Origin of the sequence: Aeromicrobium endophyticum (genome assembly GCF_003586285.1) — a bacterium.
Taxonomy (GTDB): Bacteria; Actinomycetota; Actinomycetes; order Propionibacteriales; family Nocardioidaceae; genus Aeromicrobium; species Aeromicrobium endophyticum.
On record NZ_QUBR01000001.1, the window covers coordinates 405,581 to 416,977 of the forward strand.

Below are 11,397 nucleotides of genomic sequence, written 5' to 3' on the forward strand. Positions count from 1 at the left end.
CGTCGGTGGTGCCGTGGCCCCGACGGACCACGGACGTCACATGCCCGACGGGGCCGACTTCATGCATGCCGATCGTGACCGGGCCGCGGCGACGGACGCCGCCAGGTCGGGCCCGACGCCCTCGACGACCCGCGAGTCGTGGCGCGCCGACGTCAGGACGGGCACGCGGCCGTCGCGCACCGGCTCGACGCCCGTTGCGACGAGCCGGTCGACGAGGTCGCGGTCCTCGTGGGCCGTGAGCTCGTGGAAGCCGCCGACCGCGAGGTAGGCGCTGGCGCGCACACCGAGGCTGGCTCCGTGGACGTGCTCGTGGGAGCCACGACCCGCCAGCGAGGCGTACTCCGCAGCCCAGGCGAGGTGCCGGTCGCGGTCGGCGCCGAGCAGCTCGATCGTCCCGAGGAAGGCGTCGGAGCGTCGCGAGGCGTCGAGGTGCGCGGCCAGCCAGCCCGGCGGCACGAGGCTGTCGGCATCGGTCGTCGCGATCCACAGCCGTCGCGGATCGTCCGTCCGCCGCAACGCCCACCGGCACCCGACCCGTCGAGCGGCCCCGACGTTGGCGGCGGCGATCTCCACGACCGCGGCCCCGGCCGACCGAGCCTGGGCGGCCGTGTCGTCGCGGCAGCCGTCCGCGACGACGACCACGTCGACCCGCACGCGGGGCCGCACCACCGCGGCGGACTCGAGCACGGCCCGGACCGCCTCGGCGACCGTGGCCCGCTCGTCCCTGGCCGGGACGACCACGACCACCCGGTCGACCTCGTCCGCCGCCCCGGCTCCTCGATCAGGCATGGGCGAGCACGTCGAGGCGGAAGTCGGTCTCGACGTGCTCGACGACCGCCACGAGGTCGTCGCCCACGCGCATCTCGGCGTGGGCCTGGTCGCCCGTGCAGGTCGCGACCTCGAACGGGTGGCGCCAGTGCACCAGCACCAGGTGCCCGTGGGGGGCGAGGCTGCGGACCGCGGCGGCCCGCACCTCGAGCCGCTCGGGCGCCGACAGGTAGTAGAGCAGCTCGGACAGGACGATCAGGTCGAACGAGCCGTCAGGCCAGTCGTCCGGCACCCGGCCCCGCCCGAACGCCACGTGGGGCGCGTCGACCGTGGCCTGGGCGCTCTCGAGCGCCTTGGCGACCGGGTCGGTGGCCACCAGCTCGTCGCAGTGGCCGGCCAGCAGCCGGGTCAGCACCCCGATCGAGCAGCCGGGCTCGAAGGCGCGGCCGTACCGAACACGGGGCAGGGCGGCCAGCGTCAGGTCGTACTTGCGCTGCTCGTAGTGGCGCTCGGCCAGCTGCCAGGGATCGTCGGAGTCGGCGTAGAGCTGCTCGAAGTAGCCGGGGTCGGTCACACGATCACCGCCTCGGGGGCGTAGGCGGCGTGACGGGCCAAGGCCTCGTCGACGACCGCCAGGTCGGCGGGATGATCGCTGAGCGGCTTGACCTGCGTCTCGAACGCGGCCATGGCCCGGCGCTTGCGGTGGCGCCCCGGCGAGGTGCACTCGAGCCGCCGCAGCGACGGCCTCCACGGCTGCTCGTCGGGCTCGGTCCAGGCCCACGTCCAGATCGGCATCTGCCAGACCACGGCCGACGCCGGCACCGCGTCGAGCACCGCCCGGCCCAGCGCCTCGTGGTCGGGGTGCCCGTCGTGCGCGAAGGGAGCGAGCACCAACGACGCCTCGCGCAGCAGCGGCTCGACGAGGCCGCGCAGGTCGTCGCGGTGTCGCTCGAGACCGCCGTCGGGCAGACCGAGGCGGCGGACGTCGGGGGCGACGAAGCCCAGGCGACGCAGAGCCTCGACCAGCTCGCCGGGCCGGCGGGCCCGCAGCTCGTCCGGCGTGATGCTGGGGCTGCCGGGGTGGGACGCCTCGCCGTCGGTGGCGGTCACGAACACGACGTCGCGATCGGTCTGCCCCGCCAGCCACCCACCGACGGCCAGCACCTCGTCGTCCGGGTGCGCCGACAGCACGACCACCTGTCCGCCGGGATCGTGCGGAGGGTCGTGGGGCATGCCCTCGAGGTGGCCGCGCCAGAGGTTACTCATCGCCGGTCCCTCGCCCCTGCCCGCCGGAGTCGTGGAGCGCGCCCAGGCGCTCGAGGTCGCGCTCGGCATGGTGCTGTCGCACGAACACCTCGAGGTCGGCGACGTGCTCGGCATGCCGTGCGTCGAACGCCAGCGGGGCGGGGCCGAGGGCGCGGCCGACGTGCGAGACGGTCGCCTCGACGACGCCGGCGACGTGCGCACGCACCGCATGGGCGAGCCGTTCGGACGACACCTCGGCACCGCGCCGGTCGAGTCGAGCCGCGGCCGACTCGAGGGCCAGGCCCGCGACGTCGAGCGCCGACCTCACGGCCCCGAGGTGCGCCAGGCCGTGGGGGTCGAGGCGGGACGACCGCTGCTCGAGGGTCGCCGCCACGCCGATCGCGCCGCCCCACCAGCACGCGGCCACGCCGATCGCCCCCATCCAGAACCCCGGACGGTCGACGTACTCGCCCGGCCCCCCGACGGGCTCGGCCGCGACGTCGAGGAGGTCGAGCGTGCGGGTGCCGGCACGCCTCATGCCGGCCCCCGCCCACACCGGCCCGCTGCCGTCGCGGATGCCGTCGGCGGCCAGGTCGACGGCGAACAGTCGAGGGCCGTCGGGCGCCTCCGCCGTCACCAGCGCGTGCGTGACCAGGTGGGCGCCCGAGCAGAACGCCTTGGAACCCGACAGGCGCCAGCCCTGCCCGCCCGCGGTCGCGGTCAGGACGGCGAAGGGCGGCTCGGCGGCCCACACGGCCCAGATCTCGCCGGGGGCGGGAGGCCGTGCGTGCAGCTCGTGGAGGATCGCCGCGGCGTCGTGGTGCGGCTCGACGAGCTTGGCCAGCGGCAGGTCGTCGGCCGCGAGGGCGGCGAGAAGCTGCCACCGCCGCCACGTCTCGCCACCGCCGGGCACCGGCCACGGCCCACCGATGTGGGCGCGGACGTCGGCGGTCTCGATCGGTGCTCGTCCGGTCGACCCGGTCATGATGTCCTCGCAATAGGCACAGGAGCCTGGCTACGGCACAACCAGGTCATCAGCATCTCATCGCCCCGTCGGGACGCAATCCGGGCGCACGACGTAGCGCCCGTCGTCCCGGCGTCCCACCAGGCCGTCCCGCTCGAACGCGTCGAGCCAGCCGCGCATGGGCCACTGGCCCCACGTGTCGTGGAAGATGCCGGCGTTGCGGACGATGTCGACGACGTGCTCGACCGGCGGCGAGCTGACCGGGTGGTGCTGGTGGAACGACCTCGCCGAGCCGACCCACGCCAGGGCCCTGCCTGCGTCCGCGGCCCGGCGCGCGAAGTCGGTGTCCTCGGCGCCGTAGCCCGCGTAGCGCTCGTCGAAGCCGCCCACGGTCTCCCACGTCGAGGGGGTCACCGCGAACGACAGCGACCAGAAGAGGTCGTGGCCGGCGGCGTCGCGCTCGACCCGGCCCACCGCGGGGGCCGGCCTGGCGGGATGCGGATCGGCGAGACCGTCGAGCGCGTCGAGGTCGTAGCCGCCTGCCGTCGCCGGCGGCAGGTACGCCACCGGACCGCAGAGCAGGTCGTCCCTCGTGACGGGGCCGGCCGCCGCCTCCGCGTACGCGGCGACGAGACCCGGAGCGGGGATGCAGTCGACGTCGAGGAAGACCAGCAGCGTCGCCCCCGCCTCGACGGCCGTGCGGGCACCGAGGTTGCGGGCTCGTGCCAGCGGCAGCAGACCGTCCGTCCGCGGGACGTCGACCACGGTCGTGCCGAACGGCAGGTCGCCCGGTGCCTCGACCGACGGATCGTCCATCGCCACGACGACGTGCCGGTCGGGCACCCGGGTGGACCGGCGCAGGCCCTCGCGCTGCCGGGCCAGGTGCTCGTCGCGGCCGTGGACGATCGTCACGACGACGACGCTCATGACCGTCCCGCCGGCATGCGCGCGAGCTCCTCGTGGATGACGTCGGCGACGCGGCGGGCGCCCTGGCCGTCGTTCCAGGCCGACCAGCCGGCCCCGTCGAGAGCCGCGGTGCGGGTGAGCAGCGCGTCCCACCCGTCCGCCGGCAGCTCGGGACACACCGACACCGGGAACCGCCCGTCCGTCGCCAGCACCGACGCCATCGCGTCCTGCTCGCGGAACGGGCGCGGACGCGGAACCACCACCGCCGGGCGCCGGGCGGCCGCCACCTCCGCGATCGCGTTCTGCCCGCCGTGCGTGACCACGACGTCGGCCGAGCACAGGGTCTGCCACGGATCGTCGACCCAGGCGGCCCCGGGGCCGAGCACCTGCCACGTCCACCCGGGCGTCTGCTCGCGGGCCTCCTCGAGGTCCCATCCGTCGGTGTCTCCCAGACCGGTGAGCACCACGACCGTTCGCTCCGAGGCGGACGGGGCGGACGGGGCGTCGGCCACGGGGAGACCGTCGAAGCGCGAGAGCCCGCCGACGCACGTGAGCCGGTCGCGGTGCACGTCGAGGCCGTTGACCATCCCCCTCACGTCGTCGGGCCAAGCGGCGACGATGCGGCGGGCCACCGAGTGCACCAGGTCGTGGGCGGCGTCGCGTCGGTCACCGGGCAGCACCATCGTCACGACGGGCGTGCCGTGCAGCCTGGCCAGCAGGCTGACCTCGGCCGACACGTCGACGACCATCAGCGCCGGCTCGACGTCGGCGATCCACGACGAGATCTCGGCCATCCGAGCCGTGAGCCCGGAGTCCATCTCGGGCACCCAGTGCAGGCGGCCGTGGGCGCTGGCGTCGACCGGGGCCGGCCCCTCGTCGTCGCGCGGCAGCTCCATCCACGGTCCCGTCCACTCGCGCGGACGGGGCAGCGAGCTCATCCCGACCACGACGGTGTCGGTGGCCGCCGCGACCGACAGCGCCCGGTGCAGGTGGCCCCGGCCGTGGTGGTGCACGTAGTAGCCGATCACGCCGCCGCCCCCAGCCGGGCGCGCTGGTAGACGTCCTCGTAGGCCGAGATCATCCGGTCGACGCCGAGGTGCGACACGGCGTGGCGCCGCACGGTCGCGCGGTCGGCCGAGCGGGCCGTCGCGACGGCCGCCGCCAGCGCGTCGACGTCTCCGGCCCGCGCCAGGGCACCCGTGCCGTCGACCACGATCTCGCCGAGCGCCCCGCGGTCGAACGCGGCGACGGGGGTGCCGCACGACATCGCCTCGGCGGCGACCAGCCCGTACGGCTCGTCCCACATCGGTGAGACGATCGCGACCGCTGCTCGCCCCACGAGGTCGACCAGGGCGCCGGAGTCGAGGTGGCCGACGTGTCGCACGTCCGGCCCCAGCAGGGGACGCATCTCGCGCTCGAAGTAGTCGTCGTCCATGCGCGGACCGGCGATGTCGATCGGGATGCCGGCCCGCATCGCGGCCAGCGCGGCGAGGTGGGGTGCCTTCTCGGGCACGATCCGGCCGCTCCACACGGCCCGCGGCCCGCCCGGGCCCTCGCGCCAGCGATCGGTGTCGACGCCGTTTAGCACGACCTCGGCCGACACCGCGTGGGCCCAGGCGGCGGCGGTGTGCCGGCTGACCGCGACGAACCGCGTGTCCCCCCGGCACACCTGCAGGGCCGACTCCAACCACGGGACGGGAGGGGTGTGCAGCGTCGAGACGACGGGCACGTCGACCAGCTCGGCCATCGCGATGGGCAGGTGGTGCAGCGAGTTGTTGTGGATGACGTCGAAGCGCTCGGCACCGGTGCGGGCGAGCTCCATCATCAGCGCGAGGTACGCGTGGTGCTCGCGCATCCAGTCGTCGGGCGTGGCCCCGACGTCCTGACGGGCCGCGTCGCTCGGGACGTAGCGGTCGACCGCGAGCTCCTGCACGTCCAGCCGCGGATCGGACCCGGGTGCCGCGAAGACGCTGACCTGGTGCCCACGGCGGACGAGCTGCTCGGCGAGCGACGCGGTGTGCGCCTCGAGGCCCCCGTGGAAGGGCTCGCGGATCGGGAACCGGCTCGACGCGATGAGACAGACCCTCATGCGCGCTCGACAGCGCTCGACACACAGCGCGAGAACGGGGTGGCTCGGCGTGACGACGGATGACTACGGGCCGCGTGCGGCATGGCGTCCTTCGGGAGGTGCGAGTTGAGCGACCTTCAGCACTCTCATGAGCGGTACCCCGATGTCGCCCTGCCAACCGCTTCGTCCCAGCAGGTGCGCTTTCGGCGACGGCGTGTCAGGCTGAGATCAATCAGACGGTTGAGGAACCAGCCGCGTACGTGCGACTTCCCGAAGGTTCCTTCATGGACCATTCACATGACGTCTCCGACCGACGAGTCGCCGAGCTTCTCGCGGCGATCGACCGGACCACCTCGAGCCACGAGCGCGACGTGCTCGAGGACCAGCTCGTGCGCCAGTGCCTGCCGCTGGCCGAACGGCTGGCCAGTCGCTATCGCGACCGCGGCGCCGAGCTCGACGACCTGGTGGCCGTGGCCAACCTCGCGCTGGTCAACGCCGTCCGCAGGTTCGAGCCCTCCCGGGGGACGTTCCACGGCTTCGCGGTGGCCACGATCCTCGGCGAGATCAAGAAGCACTTCCGCGACCACTGCTGGATGATCAGGCCCACCCGGTCGGTGCAGGAGATGCAGCCCCGGGTCCGCCAGGCCCGCGAGGAGCTGCTCGAGCGCGGCGAGGAGCCGACCGGCGCCGTCATCGCCGCACACCTCGGCGTCCCCCGCGAGGTCGTCACCGAGGCGTTGGCGGCCTCCGGCCACTTCTCGCCCCAGTCGCTCGACGCCCCTTCCGGTGCCAGCGGACGTCCGCTGGTCGAGACGGTCGTGGGCGACGGCGACGACTTCACGGCCGCCGACGACCTCATGACGGCTGCGGCCGGGTGCGCGCAGCTCACCGCGGACGAGAAGCACCTGCTGCGCCTGCGCTACTACGACGACCTGACCCAGCAGGGGATCGCCGAGCGGATCGGCGTCAGCCAGATGCAGGTCTCACGGCGGCTCGCCTCGGTCCTGGCCAAGATCCGGGAGGGCTCGGCGATCGTCGGCGCCGCCTGACGCACGGGCGTTTGGCGACGCGGCAGGTGGGCACGATGACGCCATGACCATCGACACCGATCGCCCAGAGCTCCGCAACGGCTTCCCGCCCCAGCAGCAGCAGCCTCCCGGACTCACGTCCGACATGGACCCGCTGCCCGACCACGGCGAGGACAGCTACGAGGGTCACGGGCGCCTGCAGGGTCTGCGCACGCTGATCACCGGGGGCGACTCCGGCATCGGACGCGCCGTGGCGCTGGCCTATGCCCGCGAGGGCGCCGACGTCGCCTTCACCTACCTGCCCGAGGAGAAGCCGGACGCCGACCGGACGACCGAGCTCGTCGAGGCCGCCGGAGTGACCTGCCGGGCCATCGAGGCCGACCTGCGCACGAGCGCGGCCTGCGACCAGGTCGTCGCCGAGACGGTCGAGGCCCTCGGCGGTCTCGACGTGCTGGTCAACAACGCCGGCTACCAGATGGCCCGCGAGGAGGCGGTCGAGGACCTGACGGACGAGAACATCTCCCGCACCCTCACCACCAACCTCGAGGCGCTGCTGTGGATGTGCCGTGCAGCCGTCCCCCACCTCGGCGAGGGAGCGTCGATCATCAACGTCTCGTCGATCCAGGCGTTCAGCCCGTCGACGGCGCTGCTCGACTACGCCGCCACGAAGGCCGGCATCAACAACCTGACGGTCAACCTGGCCGCCCAGCTCGGCCCGCGCGGCATACGCGTCAACGCTGTGGCGCCGGGTCCCATCTGGACGCCCCTGCAGCCGGCCACCCAGTCGACCGAGAAGCTCGAGGTCTTCGGCCAGGAGACCCCCCTCGGCCGCGCCGGTCAGCCTGCCGAGGTCGCGCCGGCCTTCGTGTTCCTCGCGTCGCGGGCCGAGGCGAGCTACGTGTCAGGCACGGTCCTGGGGGTGACGGGCGGCAAGCCTGTCTTCTGACCCCCGGTGCGGTCGTCCGACCGCATCGACCATGTGTGACGATCGTGCGTGCCGGTGGAGCAGACCGCCGCTGAGGAGGACGTCGTGCCGTTGCTGGAGTTCGGCCAGGTGCCGATGCTCGCACGACCCGTCCCGGCGCTCCCGGACGAGTCCGACCTGCCCGGCGGCTGCGTCTACGAGCCGAAGTTCGACGGCTACCGGGCCATGCTCTACATGACCGGCGGGCGGTGCCGCATCCAGTCGCGTCACGGCCAGGACATCACCGCAGCGTTCCCCGACATCGTCGCGGCCGCCGAGATCGAGCTGCCCGACGGCGTGGTGGTCGACGGCGAGATGGTCGTGTGGGGCGAGGACGCGTACGAGTTCATCCAGGTGCAGAAGCGCATCACGGGCCCTCCTCGCGTGCTGGGCCTCAGCCCCGCCTCGTTCATCGCCTTCGACCTGCTGATGTGGGACGACGACGACCTGCGCGGGCATCCGCTCTCGCACCGGCGGCGGATGCTCGAGGTGGTGCTGGTCGACCACATGATGCCCTTCCAGGTGGTGCCGCAGACGACGGACCGCGCGCAGGCCGCCGACTGGATGGTCGAGTACAGCCGCCACGACGTCGGCATCGAGGGGCTCGTCGTCAAGGGCCTCGACACCGTCTACGCGTCGGGCGAGCGCGGTTGGCTCAAGCTGCGGTTCCAGGACACGTCCGAGGCCGTCGTGTGCTCGATCGTCGGTCCGCTCGAGCAGCCCGAGCGGCTCGTCCTCGGCGTGCCGGCCGCGACGGGGTACGACCTCGTCGGCTGGACCCTCCCGCTCGTCGCCAAGCACCAGCGCGACGTCGCCGAGCTGGTCGTGCCGCGCCCGGAGACTGACCAGACGCTCGACCAGCGGTTGGCGGCCGCGGCCGCCGGACTCGAGGTGCATCCTGTGCAGCCGACCTTGGTCGTCGAGACCGCCGGGCAGGTCGAGGTGCTGTCCTCTGGCTGGCCCGAGCTCGAGCTGACCCGCGTGCGTCCCGACCTCGGACCGGACGAGGTGGGGGGCCCGGTCGCCTGAACCTCGGCCCGCCCGCCTCCGTTTGCCGGCAGCTCCGCCGGGTATGCACCGACGTCTGCACACGGCGGACGTCGAGAGGAGCACCATGACCCAGCAGGAGCCCACCGGGATCATCGGCAAGGCCAAGGACGCAGCAGCCGAGGTGGTGGACGAGATCTCGTCGGCCGTCAGCGGGGCCGCCCCCCTCATCCCGGGGACGCCCGGCAGCGGCACGCCCACGGTCGCCGAGCCCACCGAGCCGCACGACCCGCTGCCGCCCAAGCCCGCCCAGCACGGGCCGGTCCCCCACTCGCCGACCGGTGCACCGTCCGCGGACGACGAGCTCGCCGCGGCGCAGCAGGGCGCCTACCTGACGACGGCGACGGGCGTGCCGCTGCGCGAGACCGACCACTCGCTGAAGGCCGGCCCCCGCGGGCCCGTGCTGCTGCAGGACCACCACCTGCGCGAGAAGATCATGCACTTCGACCACGAGCGCATCCCCGAGCGCGTCGTCCACGCCCGCGGGGCCGCGGCGCACGGGGTGTTCCGGTCCAACGGGGCCGCCACCACGCTGACCCGCGCCGCCTTCCTCGCCGACGGAGCGACCACTCCCGTGTTCACGCGGTTCTCGACGGTGCTGGGCTCGCGCGGCTCGGCCGACACGGTGCGCGACACCCGCGGATTCGCCGTGAAGTTCTACACCACCGAGGGCAACTTCGACCTCGTCGGCAACAACATCCCGGTGTTCTTCATCCAGGACGCGATCAAGTTCCCCGACGTCATCCACGCCGGCAAGCCGCACCCCGACACCGAGATCCCGCAGGCGCAGAGCGCCCACGACACGTTCTGGGACTTCGTGTCGCTGCACACCGAGGGACAGCACCACGCGATCTGGAACATGTCGGACCGCGGCATCCCGCGCTCGTACCGCATGATGGAGGGCTTCGGCGTCCACACGTTCCGCCTGGTCAACGCCGGCGGCGAGACGACGCTGGTCAAGTTCCACTGGAAGCCGCGTCTCGGGGTGCACTCGCTGACGTGGGAGGAGGCGCAGATCGCCGCGGGCGTCGATCCCGACTTCCACCGTCGCGACCTCGCCGACGCGATCGAGTCGGGCGCCCACCCCGAGTGGGACCTCGGCGTGCAGGTCTTCCCCGACACCGCCGACCAGATGTTCGAGGGCATCGACCTGCTCGACTCGACCAAGCTCGTGCCCGAGGAGCTCGCGCCCGTGCAGGTGATCGGCACCATGACGCTGAACGCCAACCCGGGCAACTACTTCGCCGAGACCGAGCAGGTGGCGTTCCACGCGGGTCACTTCGTGCCGGGCATCGACGCGACCGACGACCCGCTGTTCCAGGGTCGCCTGTTCTCGTACCTCGACACGCAGCTGTCGCGCCTGGGCGGGCCGAACTTCAACCAGATCCCGATCAACCGGCCGCACGCCCCGGTCAACGACATGCTGCGCGACGGCCTGCACCAGGACGCCGTGCACACCGGCATCGCCCCGTACAAGCCGAACAGCCTCGATGGCGGGTGCCCGTTCCTGGCCGGCGAGGACGTCAGCGCGTTCATCGACGTGCCGCAGCCTGTCGAGGCCTCGAGCAAGGTGCGCGAGGCGCCCGCGTCGTACGACGACCACTTCAGCCAGGCGCGGCTGTTCTACCTGAGCCTGTCGCCCGTCGAGCAGGCCCACGTCAAGCAGTCGTACGCCTTCGAGCTGGGCAAGTGCTACGAGCAGGCGATCAAGGAGCGTCAGCTGGTGGCGCTGGCCAACATCGACGCCGACCTGTGCCAGAAGGTCGCCGACGCCCTGGGCCTGCCGGCTCCCGAGCCGACGATCCCCCTCGGCGACGAGGTGCCCAGCCCGGCGCTGTCGCAGATCGGCGACACGTGGCCGATCGACGGCCGGATGATCGGCATCGTCGTCCCCGACGGCGTGGACGACCTGAGCGGCGTCCGCGAGGTCCGCGACGCGGTCTTCGCCGCCAAGATGGTCCCGCTCGTCATCGCCTCGCACGGCGGCGTGCTCGAGGACGGCCACGGCGACCCCGTCGCGGTGCAGCGCACCTGGGTGACCGTCCGGTCGATCGAGCTCGACGCGGTCGTCCTGGCCGGGGCGCCGATCGCGGCCCCCGACGCCGACCCGTCGGCCGACGCGAAGGCCGGCGCACCCAGCGACGGCGTGCTCGACCCGCGTGCGGCGCTGCTGCTGTCGGAGGCCTACCGCCACGCCAAGGCGATCGGCGGATGGGGCGACACCGTCTCAGCGCTGGAGACCAGCGGTCTGCCGGCCGCGCCGGAGGGCGTCTACGTCGGCGACGACGCGGGCGACGTCATCGCCCACCTCGTGACGTTGCTGGGCAGCCACCGCGTCTGGGAACGCTTCCCGGCCTGACCCCCGGCCCGGACCCAGCCCGACCCCAGCCCAGATCTGCGGGGTTGC

11 protein-coding genes are annotated in these 11,397 nt (G+C 73.3%); 4 read left to right on the forward strand and 7 right to left on the reverse strand.

The window, feature by feature from the left end:
* Positions 1-36 precede the first annotated feature (36 nt).
* The 7 genes from DX116_RS02095 to DX116_RS02125 are packed head-to-tail and all read right to left on the reverse strand — an operon-like array spanning position 37 to position 5,972.
* The gene (locus DX116_RS02095) at positions 37-789 is read right to left on the reverse strand and encodes a glycosyltransferase (protein WP_119702559.1); all 753 of its coding nucleotides are present in this window, start codon (positions 787-789) and stop codon (positions 37-39) included.
* Complete coding sequence (locus DX116_RS02100; protein ID WP_119702560.1) at positions 782-1,342, reverse strand: class I SAM-dependent DNA methyltransferase; 561 nt, start codon at positions 1,340-1,342, stop codon at positions 782-784. Before DX116_RS02100 ends, DX116_RS02095 begins: the two co-directional genes overlap by 8 nt.
* Positions 1,339-2,034: a PIG-L deacetylase family protein gene (locus tag DX116_RS02105; protein ID WP_158591875.1), complete on the reverse strand. Its 696-nt coding sequence runs from the start codon at positions 2,032-2,034 to the stop codon at positions 1,339-1,341. The genes DX116_RS02100 and DX116_RS02105 overlap by 4 nt, the downstream gene beginning before the upstream one ends.
* Positions 2,027-2,998 (reverse strand): acyl-CoA dehydrogenase family protein, encoded by a 972-nt coding sequence (locus DX116_RS02110; RefSeq protein ID WP_199715893.1) that lies wholly within the window; start codon positions 2,996-2,998, stop codon positions 2,027-2,029. Before DX116_RS02110 ends, DX116_RS02105 begins: the two co-directional genes overlap by 8 nt.
* Positions 2,999-3,055: 57 nt before the next feature.
* The gene (locus DX116_RS02115) at positions 3,056-3,904 is read right to left on the reverse strand and encodes a glycosyltransferase family 2 protein (protein ID WP_119702562.1); all 849 of its coding nucleotides are present in this window, start codon (positions 3,902-3,904) and stop codon (positions 3,056-3,058) included.
* Entirely contained in the window at positions 3,901-4,911 is a 1,011-nt protein-coding gene (locus DX116_RS02120) for a glycosyltransferase (RefSeq protein ID WP_119702563.1), read from the reverse strand. Before DX116_RS02120 ends, DX116_RS02115 begins: the two co-directional genes overlap by 4 nt.
* A complete protein-coding gene (locus DX116_RS02125) occupies positions 4,908-5,972 on the reverse strand; it encodes a glycosyltransferase (protein WP_119702564.1) in 1,065 nt (354 codons plus the stop codon). Before DX116_RS02125 ends, DX116_RS02120 begins: the two co-directional genes overlap by 4 nt.
* Before the next feature lie 263 nt (positions 5,973-6,235).
* On the opposite strand from DX116_RS02125, the gene DX116_RS02130 reads away from it, so the two are divergent.
* The 4 genes from DX116_RS02130 to DX116_RS02145 all read left to right on the forward strand — a co-directional run bounded on the left by DX116_RS02130 (position 6,236) and on the right by DX116_RS02145 (position 11,349).
* Complete coding sequence (locus DX116_RS02130) at positions 6,236-7,000, forward strand: sigma-70 family RNA polymerase sigma factor (RefSeq protein WP_119702565.1); 765 nt, start codon at positions 6,236-6,238, stop codon at positions 6,998-7,000.
* Positions 7,001-7,043: 43 nt separating this feature from the next.
* Positions 7,044-7,925, forward strand: a complete 882-nt coding sequence (locus DX116_RS02135; protein WP_119702566.1) for an SDR family oxidoreductase — start codon at positions 7,044-7,046, stop codon at positions 7,923-7,925.
* A 48-nt stretch (positions 7,926-7,973) separates the two neighbouring features.
* Positions 7,974-8,972, forward strand: coding sequence for an ATP-dependent DNA ligase (locus tag DX116_RS02140; RefSeq protein WP_147393553.1), 999 nt, complete (start codon positions 7,974-7,976; stop codon positions 8,970-8,972).
* A gap of 85 nt (positions 8,973-9,057) precedes the next feature.
* Positions 9,058-11,349, forward strand: coding sequence for a catalase (locus DX116_RS02145; RefSeq protein ID WP_119702568.1), 2,292 nt, complete (start codon positions 9,058-9,060; stop codon positions 11,347-11,349).
* Positions 11,350-11,397: the final 48 nt, after the last annotated feature.